The 14,025-nt window shown below is 71.4% G+C and carries 13 protein-coding genes and 1 pseudogene; 5 read left to right on the forward strand and 9 right to left on the reverse strand.

The features are described 5' to 3' along the window. Window positions 1–12 precede the first annotated feature (12 nt). From CES90_RS28505 to CES90_RS28520, 4 genes are read right to left on the reverse strand one after another with little or no spacing between them, the layout of a single operon-like run. Window positions 13–936, reverse strand: coding sequence for a DUF2510 domain-containing protein (locus CES90_RS28505; RefSeq protein ID WP_189785912.1), 924 nt, complete (start codon window positions 934–936; stop codon window positions 13–15). A 44-nt stretch (window positions 937–980) separates the two neighbouring features. Beyond that, window positions 981–1,802, reverse strand: a complete 822-nt coding sequence (locus CES90_RS28510; RefSeq protein ID WP_189785911.1) for a 3-oxoacyl-ACP reductase — start codon at window positions 1,800–1,802, stop codon at window positions 981–983. Next, window positions 1,799–3,181, reverse strand: coding sequence for an aldehyde dehydrogenase family protein (locus tag CES90_RS28515; RefSeq protein WP_189785910.1), 1,383 nt, complete (start codon window positions 3,179–3,181; stop codon window positions 1,799–1,801). The genes CES90_RS28510 and CES90_RS28515 overlap by 4 nt, the downstream gene beginning before the upstream one ends. A gap of 11 nt (window positions 3,182–3,192) precedes the next feature. Then, window positions 3,193–4,551, reverse strand: coding sequence for a glutamine synthetase family protein (locus CES90_RS28520; protein WP_189785909.1), 1,359 nt, complete (start codon window positions 4,549–4,551; stop codon window positions 3,193–3,195). 143 nt (window positions 4,552–4,694) lie between these two features. Here CES90_RS28520 and CES90_RS28525 point away from each other — a divergent pair, with 143 nt between their 5' ends. Together CES90_RS28525 and CES90_RS28530 are read left to right on the forward strand one after the other, a co-directional pair. After that, window positions 4,695–5,429, forward strand: a complete 735-nt coding sequence (locus CES90_RS28525; protein WP_189785908.1) for a FadR/GntR family transcriptional regulator — start codon at window positions 4,695–4,697, stop codon at window positions 5,427–5,429. Window positions 5,430–5,502: 73 nt separating this feature from the next. Next, window positions 5,503–6,204 carry a gamma-glutamyl-gamma-aminobutyrate hydrolase family protein gene (locus CES90_RS28530; protein WP_189785907.1) on the forward strand — a complete coding sequence of 234 codons (702 nt, stop codon included), beginning with the start codon at window positions 5,503–5,505 and terminating at the stop codon, window positions 6,202–6,204. 187 nt (window positions 6,205–6,391) lie between these two features. Here the strand turns inward: CES90_RS28530 and CES90_RS28535 are convergent, their stop codons facing one another. The 4 genes and pseudogenes from CES90_RS28535 to CES90_RS28550 form a co-directional block, all read right to left on the reverse strand. Beyond that, window positions 6,392–7,333, reverse strand: a complete 942-nt coding sequence (locus CES90_RS28535; RefSeq protein WP_189785906.1) for a LysR family transcriptional regulator — start codon at window positions 7,331–7,333, stop codon at window positions 6,392–6,394. 131 nt (window positions 7,334–7,464) lie between these two features. Beyond that, the gene (locus CES90_RS28540; protein ID WP_189785905.1) at window positions 7,465–8,067 is read right to left on the reverse strand and encodes a helix-turn-helix domain-containing protein; all 603 of its coding nucleotides are present in this window, start codon (window positions 8,065–8,067) and stop codon (window positions 7,465–7,467) included. A gap of 195 nt (window positions 8,068–8,262) precedes the next feature. Beyond that, on the reverse strand, window positions 8,263–9,255 hold the full coding sequence (locus CES90_RS28545) for a hypothetical protein (RefSeq protein WP_229914159.1): 993 nt from the start codon (window positions 9,253–9,255) through the stop codon (window positions 8,263–8,265). A gap of 196 nt (window positions 9,256–9,451) precedes the next feature. Continuing rightward, window positions 9,452–10,058: pseudogene (locus CES90_RS28550) on the reverse strand (ATP-binding cassette domain-containing protein); the annotation flags it as partial. A gap of 331 nt (window positions 10,059–10,389) precedes the next feature. Here CES90_RS28550 and CES90_RS28555 point away from each other — a divergent pair. The 3 genes from CES90_RS28555 to CES90_RS49970 all read left to right on the forward strand — a co-directional run bounded on the left by CES90_RS28555 (window position 10,390) and on the right by CES90_RS49970 (window position 13,016). Continuing rightward, window positions 10,390–11,334, forward strand: coding sequence for a 5'-3' exonuclease (locus CES90_RS28555; protein WP_189785976.1), 945 nt, complete (start codon window positions 10,390–10,392; stop codon window positions 11,332–11,334). A 181-nt stretch (window positions 11,335–11,515) separates the two neighbouring features. After that, the gene (locus tag CES90_RS28560) at window positions 11,516–12,373 is read left to right on the forward strand and encodes a siderophore-interacting protein (protein WP_189785904.1); all 858 of its coding nucleotides are present in this window, start codon (window positions 11,516–11,518) and stop codon (window positions 12,371–12,373) included. 469 nt (window positions 12,374–12,842) lie between these two features. After that, window positions 12,843–13,016 carry a hypothetical protein gene (locus tag CES90_RS49970; protein WP_229914158.1) on the forward strand — a complete coding sequence of 58 codons (174 nt, stop codon included), beginning with the start codon at window positions 12,843–12,845 and terminating at the stop codon, window positions 13,014–13,016. A gap of 12 nt (window positions 13,017–13,028) precedes the next feature. Here CES90_RS49970 and CES90_RS28570 read toward each other — a convergent pair whose 3' ends face one another. Further along, on the reverse strand, window positions 13,029–13,841 hold the full coding sequence (locus CES90_RS28570; protein ID WP_189785903.1) for an N-formylglutamate amidohydrolase: 813 nt from the start codon (window positions 13,839–13,841) through the stop codon (window positions 13,029–13,031). Window positions 13,842–14,025 lie beyond the last annotated feature (184 nt).

Below are 14,025 nucleotides of genomic sequence, written 5' to 3' on the forward strand. Positions count from 1 at the left end.
CCGGAGGGTCGGTTACGGGCCGATGCTGCTCCCCACTCCCCCGCCCGTCTCCTCGTCCGCCTCGTCGCCCATCGGCCGGATACCCTTGATGATCTTGTCGATGTCGTCGACCGGCGGGCCGTCGGGGCCCGCGTCGAGGGTGAACCGAACGAGCACCGGTGTCCCGGTGCCACGGCTGGACGGGAAGACGAGGGACTGGACGTAGCCGCCGGGTCCGGCTTCGGTCGTGACGCGCCAGCGCACGAAGTACCCGGCGCGACCCGCCACGGCGACCGAGCCGGAGTCCACGACCTCGTGGCCGGTGATGCCGTTGTAGGGGCGACGCTCCAGCTTGTCACGGTCGTACGCGTCGTTCGCCGCGTCCTCGATGTCGTTCTCGGCGAGGACCTTCGGGGAGGTCTCGTTCTTGCCGGTCACGGGCCGCGAGTAGACCCAGCCGCTGCGGCACAGACCGCCGTCGCCGGGGCAGTCGTACGTGCCGTCCCGGACCAGGACGGCGTCCTCGGCGGTGTCCTCGCCGCTGATCCAGCCGTCGAGGATCGGGAAGGTGATGCCGTTGAGGTCGTCCACGACGACGGTCGGGTCGCCGGAGGGGGACGCCGACGGGGAGGGGCTGTCACTGCCGTCGGTGCCGGAGGACGGGGCCGCGGGCGCGGAGGTCGTCGTCCTCGTCTCCTGGCCCCCGTCGCCGTCCTTCGCGAACACGACGACGCCGCCCGTGACGGCGGCGGCGACCAGAACGGCACCGGCCACGGCCAGGGCGACGACCTTGGTGCGCCCGGGACCCTTGCCCGCGGGCGGCCCCGGCTGGGCCGGCAGCGGATCGGGCACCGCCGGCTGGCGTCGGTGGTCGGTCCACGCGGTCCCGTCCCACCAGCGTTCGGTGAGCGGGTAGGACGGGTCGCGGTACCAGCCGGGCGGCGGCGAACTGCTCATCCCGGCACTCTAATCACACCTGCGGTGGGCGCGGCTCCGGACTTCTAGAGCGGCGTGACGTACGCGCCCGAAATGCCGCCGTCGACCAGGAAGTCGGTGGCGTTCACGAAGGACGAGTCGTCGCTGGCGAGGAAGGCGACGGCGGCGGCGATCTCGTCGGCCTCCGCGAACCGGCCGAGCGGGATGTGCACGAGACGGCGCGCGGCCCGCTCCGGGTCCTTGGCGAACAGTTCCTGGAGGAGGGGGGTGTTGACCGGGCCGGGGCACAGCGCGTTCACGCGGATGCCCTCCCGCGCGAACTGCACGCCCAGCTCGCGGGACATGGCCAGTACACCGCCCTTGGAGGCCGTGTACGAGATCTGGGAGGTCGCCGCGCCCATCCGGGCCACGAACGACGCGGTGTTGATGATGGAACCCTTGCCCTGGCGCCGCATGTAGGGGATCGCGGCCTTGCAGCACAGGTACACGGAGGTGAGGTTGACCTCCTGGACCCGCTTCCAGGCCTCCAGGCCGGTCTCCAGGATGGAGTCGTCGTCGGGCGGCGAGATGCCCGCGTTGTTGAAGGCGATGTCGACGCTGCCGTAGGTGTCGTAGGCGGTCCTGAACAGCGCCTCGACCTGCTCGGCGTCGGTGACGTCGACCTTCACGAAGAGTCCGCCGACCTCCTCGGCGACGGCCTTGCCGCGCACCTCGTCCACGTCGCCGCAGACCACGTGCGCGCCCTCGGAGGCGAGCCGGCGCGCGGTGGCGAGGCCGATGCCGCTGCCGGCGCCGGTGATGACGGCGGTACGGCCGACGAGGCGGCGGCAGGCGGGGGTCTGGGGGGAACCCCCAGTGGATGTAACAGTCTCCTGGGGCTGGGTCACTGTGCTGGGCCCTCCGTGCTGATGAAGACGTTCTTGGTTTCGGTGAAGGCGGTCAGGGCGTCCGGGCCGAGTTCACGGCCGATGCCGGACTGTTTGAAGCCGCCGAAGGGCGTCCAGTAGCGGACGCTGGAGTGGGAGTTGACGGACAGGTTGCCCGCGCGGACGGCCTGGGAGACACGCAGGGCGCGGCCGACGTCCCGGGTCCAGATGGAGCCGGAGAGGCCGTACGGGGTGTCGTTGGCGAGCCGGATCGCGTCGGCCTCGTCCTCGAAGGGGATGACGACGGCGACGGGTCCGAAGACCTCCTCGGCGGCCACACGCGCGTGCGGCTCGACGTCGGTGAGGACGGTCGGCGGGAACCAGAAGCCGGGCCCTTCGGGAGCCTTGCCACGGATGCCGGGCGCGTCGGCGTCGACGTACGAACGGACGCGCTCCAGTTGCACCTTGGAGATCAGCGGGCCCATCTGGGTGGCCTCGTCGGCCGGGTCGCCGACGCGGACCGACTCGATGCCGGGGGCGAGGAGGTCGAGGAAGCGGTCGTAGGCGGAGCGCTGGACGAGGATGCGGGTGCGGGCGCAGCAGTCCTGGCCGGAGTTGTCGAGGAAGGCCATGGGGGCGGCGGCCGCGGCGGTTTCGAGGTCGGAGTCGGCGAAGACGATGTTGGGGCTCTTGCCGCCGAGTTCGAGGGTGACGCGTTTGAGGAGCGCGGAGCCCTTGGCCAGCACCTGCTTGCCGACGGCCGTGGACCCGGTGAAGACGATCTTCGCGACGCCGGGGTGCTCGACGAGGGCGTTGCCCGCCACGGGGCCGTGGCCGGGCAGCACCTGGAAGAGGCCTTCCGGCAGGCCCGCCTCACGGGAGAGTTCGACCAGGCGGAGGGCGGTGAGCGGGGTCGTCTCGGCGGGCTTGAGGATCACCGCGTTGCCCGCGGCGAGCGCGGGGGCCACGCCCCAGGCCGCGATGGGCATCGGGAAGTTCCACGGGGCGATCACGCCGACGACGCCGAGCGGTTCGAGGAACGTGACGTCGAGACCGCCGGCCACCGGGATCTGCCGTCCGGTGAGGCGCTCCACGCCGCCCGCCGCGTAGTCGAGCAGGTCACGGACGTTGCCGGCCTCCCAGCGGGCGTTGCCGATGGTGTGCCCGGCCTCACGGACCTCGAGGAGGGCCAGCTCCTCGAGGTGGTCATCCACCGTCGCGGCGAAGCGGCGCAGCAGCCGGGCACGGTCGGCGGGGGCCATGACGGTGGCCCACAGCCGCTGGGCCTTCGTCGCCAGGGCGACGGCCGCGTCGACGTCCGCCGCGGTGGCGGCCGGGACGGTGGCGACAACCTCCTCGGTGGCGGGGTTGAGAACCTGGAGCTCGTGCTCGTACGACAAGGAAGGACCTCTCACAGGCGTTCGAAGGAGCGGCGCAGCTCCCAGTCGGTCACGGCGGCGTCGAAGGCGGCCAGTTCGACGCGGGCCATGTTGAGGTAGTGGGCGACAACCTCGTCCCCGAAGGCGGCCTTGGCGATGGGGCTGTTCTCCCACAGCTCGGCGGCCTCGTGCAGGGTGGTCGGAACGTGCGCGTACTCGGCGGTGTAGGCGTTGCCCTCGCACACCTCCGGCAGCTCCAGCTTCTGCTCGATGCCGTACAGCCCGGCCGCGACGAGCCCGGCGACGGCGAGGTGCGGGTTGACGTCGCCGCCGGGGAGCCGGTTCTCGAAGCGCATGGAGCGCCCGTGGCCCACCACCCGCAGGGCGCAGGTCCGGTTGTCGTATCCCCAGGCGACGGCGGTCGGCGCGAAGGAGCCCGGCTGGAACCGCTTGTACGAGTTGATGTTGGGCGCGTAGAGCAGTGAGAAGTCGCGGAGGGCGGCGAGCTGGCCGGCGAGGAAGTACCGCATGACCTGGGACATCTCATGACCGTCGGCCATGGCGTTGGTGCCGTCGGCGTCCGCGAGGGAGAGGTGGATGTGGCAGGAGTTGCCCTCGCGCTCGTTGTACTTGGCCATGAAGGTGAGCGACATGCCCTCCTGGGCGGCGATCTCCTTGGCGCCGGTCTTGTAGATGGCGTGCTGGTCACAGGTGACCAGGGCCTCGTCGTACTTGAAGGCGATCTCGTGCTGCCCGGGGTTGCACTCGCCCTTGGCGGACTCGACGGTGAGCCCGGCGGCCGCCATCTCGTTCCTGATCCGCCGCAGCAGCGGTTCGATACGGCCCGTCCCGAGCACCGAGTAGTCGATGTTGTACTGGTTCGCCGGGGTGAGGGCCTTGTAGCCCGCGTCCCAGGCCTGCTCGTAGGTGTCCTTGAAGACGATGAACTCCAGCTCGGTGCCAACGTTGGCCGTGTAGCCCAGTTCGGCGAGGCGCTCCAGCTGGCGGCGCAGGATCTGGCGGGGCGCGGCGACGACCGGTGAACCGTCGTTCCAGGCGAGGTCGGCGATCAGCATGGCCGTGCCCTCGTTCCAGGGCACCCGGCGCAGGGTGCTCAGGTCGGGATGCATGGCGAAGTCGCCGTAGCCCCGGTCCCAGGAGGACATCTCGTATCCGTCGACGGTGTTCATCTCGGTGTCGACGGCGAGCAGGTAGTTGCAGCCCTCGGTGCCGTGGGAGAGCACCTCGTCGAGGAAGAAGCGCGCGGCGAACCGCTTGCCCTGGAGGCGTCCCTGCATGTCGGGGAAGGCCAGGACGACGGTGTCGATCTGACCGCCCGCGACGAGGGCGTGCAGTTCCTCGACGCTGAGCGGGGCTGTGCGGTCTGCCACGGGAAGGCTCCTTCGGGCTTTCTGCTGTCTCCTGCGGGCTTGCTGCGGGCTTGGTTTGCTGCGAGGTTCTTCACGCTTCTACGGTGGAGCGAGAGCCATAAGGTATTGCCGAGAACCATTGCTTGGGAAGGGGGCACGTCCACATGTCGGCGGAACCTGACGGCGGTCCGGAGGACCGGTTGACCCCGGTGCTGCGGCCGGTGCGGGCGGGCAACGGCTTCGAGGAGGCCCTCGAACAGATCCTCCAGGTCGTACGGCTCGGGCTGGTGCCCGGCGGCGAGCGGCTGCCCGCGGAGCGCGAGCTGGCCGAGCGGCTCGGGATCAGCCGGGTCACGCTGCGCGAGGTGCTGAAAGTCCTCCAGGACCAGAAGCTCGTGGAGTCGCGGCGCGGGCGGTACGGCGGCACGTTCGTGCTGCCGCGCGCCGACGCCGGCGGGGAGGACGAGCTGCGGCGCCGTATCGCCGAGGTCGACATCGAGGACGTGCTGCGCTTCCGGGAGGTGCTGGAGGTGGGCGCGGCCGGGTTGTGCGCGACGCACGGGCTGACCGACGAGCAGGAGGTACGTCTGCGGGAGGCACTGGCCCGTACCCACGACGCGCCGCTCGCCGAGTATCGCCGCCTCGACACCCTCCTCCACCTCACGCTCGCGGAACTGTGCGGCTCCCCCAGCCTCACCGCCCAGTACGCGGCCGTACGCTCCTCCGTCAACGAACTTCTCGACTGCATCCCGTTGTTGGTACGGAACCTGGAGCACTCCCAGCGGCAGCATGTCGCGCTCGTCGAGGCCGTGCTCGACGGGGACGCGGACGGGGCGCGCGAGATCATGCGGGAGCACTGCGCGGGGACGGCGGCGCTGCTGCGGGGGTTCCTGACGTGAGCCCTGCCCGGGGTGCGCGGGGTGCGCGGTACAAAGGTATGGACGTGTCCCATTGAGCGCGAGGGAGAAGCGCGTGGCCAGGCCGCTGATCGGTGTGAGTACGTATCTGGAGTCCGGGGCGCGCTGGGGTGTGTGGGAGCTGGAGGCGGCGCTGCTGCCGGTCGGCTATCCGCGGCTCGTACAGGCGGCGGGGGGTGTCGCCGCGATGCTTCCGCCAGACGATCCGGCGTACGCCGCGGAAGTCGTCGCGCGGCTTGACGGGCTGGTGATCGCGGGTGGGCCGGATGTCGATCCGTCGCGTTATGGGGCCGAGCGGTCGCCGCGTACGGGGCCGGCGGCGGCGGAGCGGGATGCGTGGGAGTTGGCGCTGATCGGCGCGGCGCTGTCGGCGGGGACTCCGTTGCTGGGGATCTGCCGGGGGATGCAGCTGTTGAACGTCGCGCTCGGGGGGACGCTCGTGCAGCACATCGACGACCATGTGGTGGAGGTGGGGGTGTTCGGGCGGCATGCGGTCAAGCCCGTGCCGGGGTCGCTTTATGCGGAGATCGTGCCCGAGGAGACGTTGGTGCCGACCTATCACCATCAGGCGGTGGATCGTCTTGGGGAGGGGCTGGTGGCTTCGGCGTATGCGGCGGACGGGACGGTGGAGGCGGTCGAGTTCGCCGGTGGGGTGGGGACGGGGGCGGGGGTGGGGTGGGTTTTGGGGGTTCAGTGGCATCCGGAGATGGGGGAGGACGTTCGGGTGATGCGGGCGTTGGCGCTGGCCGCTGGTTGAGTCGGTTTTTCTCGCCCCGCGGCCCCTACCCGTCCCATCCACGTCCCATCCACGTCCCATCCCCCAGGGCTGCCGCCCCTTCGACCCCGCTGCGCCTTCCAGCTCGGGGGCCTCCGGTTCGTTGGCGAGTGCGGGTTGTTCGTGGCTTGTCGCGCAGTTCCCCGCGCCCCTTGCAGGGGCGCTTCGGTCAGCCGGTGGCGCCTCGGGTCAGGCTCAGTAGGTCTCTTGCTGGGCCTGCGGGTCTGTGGCCCGTTGGCCAGACCGCTCGTAGGGCTCGGCGTAGGCGGATGCCCTCTACGGGGATGCGGACCAGGCGGCGGGCGGAGAGTTCCTCGCCCAGGGCGAGCTCGCTCAGGACGGCGGGGCCGGCGCTGCTGAGGGCGGAGGACTTGACCGCCGTGGTGGAGGAGAGCTCGATGAGGGGGCGGGCGAGGCCGCCGAGGGCCCCTTCCAGGACCTGGCGGGTGCCGGAGCCCTTTTCGCGGAGGATCAGGGGGGTCGAGGCAAGCTCCGCCGCGTCCAGCGGCTTGCGGCGGCGGGCCCAGGGGTGGTCGGGGGCCGTCACGACGATCAGGTGGTCGTGGGCTATGACCGCAGCGTCCAGGCCGGCCGGTACGGTCGGTCCCTCCACGAAGCCCAGGTCTGCCTCGTCTGCCAGCAGCCGCTCCGCGACCACCGTCGAGTTGCCCGCGAGCAGCGAGACCGCCGTGTCCGGGCGCTCGGCGCGCAGCGCGATGAGCCAGCCCGGGAGCAGATACTCGGCGATCGTCATGCTCGCGGCGACCCGCAGACGCGAGTCGCGCCGGTCCCGCAGCGCCTGCGCGCCCACGTCGAACGCCTCGGCCGCCTCCACGATCCGCCGGGCCCAGTCCGTGACCAGCGCCCCCGCGTCCGTGAGGCTGGACCCACGCGGCGACCGGTCCACCAGGGCCACGCCCAGCTGCCGCTCCATCGAACGGATCCGGCTGCTCGCCGCCGGCTGAGTGATCCCCAACGACTGGGCTGCCCGCCCGAGCGAGCCGAGCCGTGCGACGGCCAGCAGCAGCTCGAGGGCGCCCAGATCCGGCACACGATGGGCCAGCCCGGCGCTCCGCTCCACACGCGCATGGTCACGATCACGGTCGCTCATAACTTCAGCTTATGCCGGGGTGTGGAGTGCCTGAGAGCTCGGGTGAGTGCGGTTGCGATCGCGGGCGCGGGGAACTGCGCGAGCACCCCCACGCACCCGCAGCCGCCAACCCGACCGAACCACCCGAGCTCTCAGGCGCCCCCCGCTCGGCCGCGCCCCCCGTGCCGGTCCTCCAGGGCCTCGATGTGGTCGGCGACGGCCACCACGATCACCCGGGTGTCGGGCACGGTGGCCCGCCACCGGTGCCGTACGCCGCCGGACATGTACAGCGTGTCGCCGCGCCCGAGCCGGTGGGCGCGTCCCTCGGCCTCGACCTCGACGGCACCGTCGGCGACGTACATCAGCTCGTCGTTGCGGTGCTGGACCTCGCGGCCCTCGTCGTGGTCGCCGGTGAACTCCATGGCGTGCAGCTGGTGGTGACCGCGCACCAGGGAGCGCGAGTGGGAGTCGGCGGGCGTGAACGCATCGTCGGCGGCGCCGGCGGCGCGTACGACGTCGACACTGCACGCCGGGTCGGCCGCGGCGAGCAGTTCGACGGCGGTGGTGCCGAGTGCGTCAGCGATGCGTTCCAGGGAGGGCTTGCTGGGGCGGGCCCTCTCGTTCTCGACCTGGCTGAGGAAGGGGACCGACAGGCCGCTGCGCTCGGCCACGACGGAGAGGGTGAGCTCCAGTGCCCGGCGCCGCCGCCGGACGGCCGCGCCCACCCGAAGGGGCTGTTCTTTGTGGTCGCCCATAGCTCCGGCTCCCTCCTTCGCTCGTCGGTCGGCTCTCGGACGCCTACGGGTCCGGTTACGGATGCCCACCGGCCCGGGGCTCATACAGGACTCATCCGGCGCACATCTCCTGATGAGTTCTCTGCACCCTACGCATGTTCGGCAAACCGTTTCATGCGCCCGTCACATCCCTGTAAACCGGGGAGGGGTTCATGCTCACAGTTCGCGCCAGTAGACGAGCTGTCCCGCCTCGCCGTGCGCCGCCCCCTCCCGCGGTACGAAGAGGCTGACCAGGAGCGCGGGACGCCCCTCGGGCGTGGTGAGGACGGTGGCCGACGGGTTGGCCAGGGCCTCGCTGCCGCCATGGGTGCGCGGAGTGAGACGGTCGGCGCGCCCGGTCACCGGATCGTAGGCGTACGTCCGCCAACTGCCGAAGTCGTCGCGCCGGTGCTGGCCCTCGATCAGCACGATGGGTTCGCCACCCAGTGCAACGCGGGTGCGGTCGCCGATGTTCCCGGCCGTCCCCCAGGCCGCGACGGCACGGTCCAGCCGGTCATCGGGCTCGGCGCGCCAGGTGGTGAAGTCCCGTAGCCGGGCGCGGAGTTGGCGGTCCGTGCCGCAGGACTCCTGGTAGTGGCCGGTGAGTTCGATCGTGTCGCCGTCCACGGCGGTGACGTCGGGCGTGCCCTCGGCACAGCGCGAGAGGGTGCGGGGTGCGTCGAAGGCGCGGTCGGCCTCACCTGTCAGAAGGGCGTCGAGATCGGGGTAGCCGCGGACCGCGATGTGGTTGTCCGGATCTTTCTCGTACGCCAGTACGTAACCGCCACGTCCGTTCGGTACGAGTGAGGCCTGGCTGGTGCCCGGGCCGAAGTCGTGGCGGCGGGTCCAGGTGCGCAGATCGGTCGAGGTGGCGACGGCCGCGTGGAAGCGGCCGTCGGGGAGGGTCGAGTGGTAGACCGCGAGGTAGGTGCCGTCCGGGGTCTGGGTGATCTCGGCGGTGTCCATGGTCCGGCCCGTGTGGTCCCGTACGTCGTACGCGTGGCCGTCGGCCTGTCGTACGTCGCCGGCCAGCTCGGCGAACCTGGCGGTCGCGGGGGACGCCGGCGCCACCTTCGTGAGCGGCAGCGCGTCGCCTGCGGCGGCGAGCAACGGGACGGTGAGGGCGAGCGCGAGCGCCAGGGCGGCGGGGGCGAGGCGGCGTGTGGGCATTGTGGGCATGGGGGCTCACAGGAACGGGTGGGGCGGGCAGTCGAGAGTACGGGCGCCTGCCCGGTCCCGAGCGCGCGAAGAGAGGTGGGGTTCGCCACATGGCTCGCCCCACCCCTCTGTACGGCCCGTCAGGGGCTGTGGACCCTCCAGACGCCGTGGGCGTCCATCTGTCCGCCGCGTCCGGGTTCCGGCTGATGAAGGAGGCCACGTAGTCGTCGGCCGGGCGGAGGAGGATGTCCTCGGCGGTACCGGTCCGGACGATACGGATCGGCGTCCGTGGCGAGGGCGCGGGCCAGACCGACGCGCTGCTGCATACCGCCGGACAGCTCGTCGGGCCAGGACTTCTCCCAGCCCGCCAGGCCGCACAGGGCGAGCGCCTCGGTGGCGCGTTTCTCGCGTTCGGCGCGCGGAACGCCCTGGACCTCCAGGCCGTACGCGGCGTTCTCCAGGACGCTGCGGTGCGGGAAGAGCGCGAAGTGCTGGAAGACCATGCTGATGCCGTGCGCTCGGACCGCCCGCAGTTCGCGGTCGCTCAGCGCGGTCAGGTCCCGGCCGCCGAAGCGGACGTGGCCGACCGTGGCTCCAGGAGCCCGTTGAGCATGCGCAGCAGGGTGGACTTGCCGGAGCCGGACAGGCCCATGACGACGAAGATCCGGCCTGCCTCCACCGTGAAGGAGGCGTCGATCACGGCGGCGGTCGATCACGGCGGCGGTGGTGCCGTCGGCGCGCAGTACGGCGCGGGCTGTGCCGGCGCGCAGGCGGTCCACCGCTTGGTCGGGTCTTCTGCCGAAGACCTTGTACAGGTTCTCGGCCTGGAGCCTGGAGCCTGGAGGGCTGAGTGGCTGACACAGATACCTCTCGGTCCGCAAACAGGACAGCCCGCCTCCCCCGCCCGCAGGACGGCCGTGGAGCACGGCGGGATCGGCCCGCCCGACCGGTGGCATCACACTGTTGACACCAGGTCTCCACAGGTCGGCACGCCAGCCTTGCGTTGCTCCGGGGCTGCACGTGCCCACGCCCGAGCAGGGCAAACGGGAAAGTGGCCGGCTTCGCAGATCGTTCACTGGTGCACACGTGCGGCGCGTACGCCTGGCGCGTGCACGGGTCCGCGTCCGCGTCGGGGACAGCCTGTCGGTGGGGTACGGCATGATGCGGGGCGTGACCCGACGCCTGATGCTCCTCGACACCGCCTCGCTCTACTTCCGCGCCTACTTCGGGATGCCGGAGTCCGTGAAAGCCCCGGACGGCACCCCGGTGAACGCCGTGCGCGGGCTGCTGGAGTTCATCGACCGCCTGGTCCGGGACCATCGGCCGACGGACCTGGTGGCGTGCATGGACGCGGACTGGCGGCCACACTGGCGGGTCGAGCTGATCCCCTCCTACAAGGCGCACCGCGTCGCCGAGGAGCACGCGGTCGGGCCCGACGAGGAGGAGGTGCCGGACACCCTGTCGCCGCAGGTGCCGGTCATCGAGGCGGTGCTGGACGCGCTCGGTATCGCGCGCGTGGGCGTCGCCGGGTACGAGGCGGACGACGTGATCGGCACGTTCACGGCCCTCGCGAAGGAGCCGGTCGACATCGTCACCGGCGACCGCGACCTGTATCAGCTGGTCGAGGACGCGCGCGAGGTGCGCGTGCTGTACCCGCTCAAGGGCGTGGGGACGCTGCAGCTCACCGATGAGGCGGCGCTGCGCGAGAAGTATGGGGTGGACGGCCGGGGGTACGTGGATCTGGCTCTGCTGCGCGGCGACCCGAGCGACGGACTGCCGGGGGTGCCCGGCATCGGCGAGAAGACGGCCGCGAAGCTGCTCGACCGGTTCGGCGACCTGGCCGGCATCATGGCCGCGGTCGACGACCCGGCGGCCAGTCTCACCCCGTCGCAGCGCAAGCGGCTCGACGAGGCGCGCTCTTATGTTGCGGTCGCACCCAGGGTCGTGCGGGTGGCCGTCGACGTACCGTTGCCGGACGTCGACACGGCACTGCCGCGGACACCGCGGGACCCGGCCACACTGGAGGCGCTCGCCACGCGCTGGGGTCTGGGGGGATCGTTGCAGCGGCTGCTCACGACACTTCAGGGGTGAGGAGGGGACGGAACGCCGGGGGATGGGACGGCACTTGGGTTGCGAGGGCCCCGAGCCACTCGTGAGAGCCCTGAGGCGCGACTCACATCGCGAAGATGTGGTCCCCGCGGCGAACATGGGGCGTTCATGAAGGGAAGATGATAACTTAGGTAAGCCTTAGCTAGGTATTTGGGAGGCTGTCATGGCAGAGCGTCCGGTACGCAGGACCCCGAAGCCCCACTCCGCGCGAGTCGTCCGCACCGAGCGGCTCACCCCGCACATGCAGCGGGTCGTCCTCGGCGGCGACGGCCTCGCCGAGTTCAGCACACGCGGCAGCACCGACCATTACGTCAAGCTCCTGTTCGGCCCCGAGGGCGTGACCTACCCCGAGCCCTTCGACATGGAGCGCATCCGCGCGGAGTTCTCCCGGGACCAGTGGCCCGTGACCCGGACGTACACCGTACGTGCCTGGGATCCCGAACTGCGCGAGCTGACCATCGACTTCGTGCTCCACGGCGACGAGGGCCTCGCCGGCCCCTGGGCGACGCGGGTCCAGCCGGGCGAACTGGTCCGCTTCCTGGGCCCCGGCGGTGCGTACGCGCCCAACCCGGAGGCCGACTGGCATCTCCTCGTCGGCGACGAGAGCGCCCTGCCCGCGATCGGCGCCTCGCTGGAGGCCCTGCCCGACGGGGCCCGGGTCCACGCGCTCGTCGAGGTCGCCGGCCCCGAGGAGGAGCAGAAGATCAACTCCGACGTGGACGTCGTCTGGCTGCACCGCGGGGACCGCCCTGTCGGCTCGGTCCTCGTCGAGGCCGTACGCGCGCTGGAGTTCCCCGAGGGCCGACTGCACGCTTTCGTGCACGGCGAGGCGGGCTTCGTGAAGGAGCTGCGCCGGCTGCTGCGCGTCGAGCTTCAGATTCCGCGCGAGGACCTGTCGATCTCCGGCTACTGGCGCCTCGGCCACGACGAGGACGGCTGGCAGGCGTCGAAGAAGGAGTGGAACGCGCGCGTGGAGGCCGAGCAGGAAGGCGAGCAGGAGGGCGTGTCCACACCAGCGTGACCCCCGGGCCGGGTCCGCCTCCAGCCTCCGCCCGCCGCCCTGCCCTCCGCCCTCCGCCCTCCGCCCTCCGCCCTCCGCCCTCCGCCCTCCGCCCTCCGCCCTCCGCAGGACAAAGCCCGGCTCACCCGTCTGAATGAACACATGGGTGTTCGGCAGGTGAGAAGCCCACGAGTGTTCGGCAGGCGAGGACACGTCATAGGAACACGGCGCTGGTCGCCACGGCCTTGACCTCGCCCCTCGGCGCCCGGCACGGCAAGCCGACCCAGGACTGACTGGACCTCATCGGCCAGGTCTACGCGCAGGAGGAGCAGAACGCCCGCTCCACCACCGACTGCTCCAAGCCCCCGGACGACGCCGCCGAGCCCCGCCCCGACTCCGCCTACACGGGCACCTACCGCAACGCCTACTACGGCCCCCTGACCGTCACCGAGTCGGAGGCGAACTCGCCCTGCGTCTGGGCCCGAAGCCGATGACGTTCCGTCTGACCCACTACGACGGCGACACCTTCTCCTTCGAAACGGTCGGCGAGAACGCGAGCGGCCCCTCCGGCGTCACGTTCCGCGGCGACCAGGGCGGCACGGCGACACAGGTGACGATCGGGGCGTTCGACAAAGGCGGCTTGGGAACGTTCAGGCGGGGATAGGGGGTTGACGGGCTAGCGAGTCGGCGGGGCGGCGGTCACCGCGTCGACGAGTTCGGCCAGCGCCTCCGCGAGGGCATCCAGCCCCGGCCCCGCCGGGCCGCCCGGCTCGGTCATATAGGTGTCGCGGCGGATCTCGATCATCAGGGCGCTCACCCGGGGGTCGTTTCCGTAGTACTTCAGCGGGATGTACGCCCCCGCGAACGGGCTGTTGACTCCCGTGCCGCCGAAGCCCGCGAACGTCTCCTCGGCGCGGGCGAGCAGGTCGGGCGGGGTGTGGAAGGGGTCGCGGCCCAGGCAGATGGGCGGTCGGGGGCCGTCGCCGTGGAGTTCGTAGGGCAGGGGGGCGCTCGGATAGGAGTGAACGTCGATGATCACCGCCCGGCCCGCGGCTTCCAGACGGTCGGTCACCGCGTCGGTCATGGCAGCGGCGTACGGATGGAAGTAACGCTCGAGGAGCGGTCGGCCGTCGTGATCGGCGGGGCGGAGGTCCTCCCCGTGCGTGGTCCGTGTGTAGACCGCGCCCATGCCGGCGGCCAGCATCTCCTCCCGCTCGTCGGGGAAGCGCTCGGGGTCGACGACCAGACGGGACAGCCGGTTCACGAACGTCCAGGGCCGGGTCGCCGACCGGGCGGCGGCTTGCTCGGCGATCCGGTCCGTGTGCGTGTCGGTGATGTGGTCCAACTCCCGTGTCAGAGAGCGGTCGTTGAGAAGAATTTCGGCGCGTACGGCGGCCGGAATCTTCCGTGCACCGTGTGGCGCGTGCAGGATGACGGGGGAGTCCGGCGCCCCCGGGGTGAGCCGGTGGGGGGCCGTTGGATCGTTCATCAAGGGTCCTCGCTGGGGGTCGGATGCGCGTGCCGCACGCGTTCCAGTGTCTTCCTGTGTCGTAGTACATCCCGGCGGCGGGTGCGTGAGGACTTGGGCCCGCCTCGGACACGGCCGCGTGACGCGGGTGAAACAGCTCGTCCCTAATTTCTGTCGCCCGACAGGAATTCGCCCTTCGCGCGCC

This window comes from Streptomyces capitiformicae (genome assembly GCF_002214185.1).
GTDB lineage: Bacteria > Actinomycetota > Actinomycetes > Streptomycetales > Streptomycetaceae > Streptomyces > Streptomyces capitiformicae.

Coding starts and splice junctions, on each gene's coding strand:
- CES90_RS28505 (WP_189785912.1), bottom strand. CDS start 936: ATGAGCAGTTCGCCGCCGCCCGGCTGGTACCGCGACCCGTCCTACCCG.
- CES90_RS28525 (WP_189785908.1), top strand. CDS start 4,695: ATGTCGGCGGAACCTGACGGCGGTCCGGAGGACCGGTTGACCCCGGTG.
- CES90_RS28535 (WP_189785906.1), bottom strand. CDS start 7,333: ATGAGCGACCGTGATCGTGACCATGCGCGTGTGGAGCGGAGCGCCGGG.
- CES90_RS28540 (WP_189785905.1), bottom strand. CDS start 8,067: ATGGGCGACCACAAAGAACAGCCCCTTCGGGTGGGCGCGGCCGTCCGG.
- CES90_RS28545 (WP_229914159.1), bottom strand. CDS start 9,255: ATGCCCACACGCCGCCTCGCCCCCGCCGCCCTGGCGCTCGCGCTCGCC.
- CES90_RS28560 (WP_189785904.1), top strand. CDS start 11,516: ATGGCAGAGCGTCCGGTACGCAGGACCCCGAAGCCCCACTCCGCGCGA.
- CES90_RS49970 (WP_229914158.1), top strand. CDS start 12,843: ATGACGTTCCGTCTGACCCACTACGACGGCGACACCTTCTCCTTCGAA.
- CES90_RS28570 (WP_189785903.1), bottom strand. CDS start 13,841: ATGAACGATCCAACGGCCCCCCACCGGCTCACCCCGGGGGCGCCGGAC.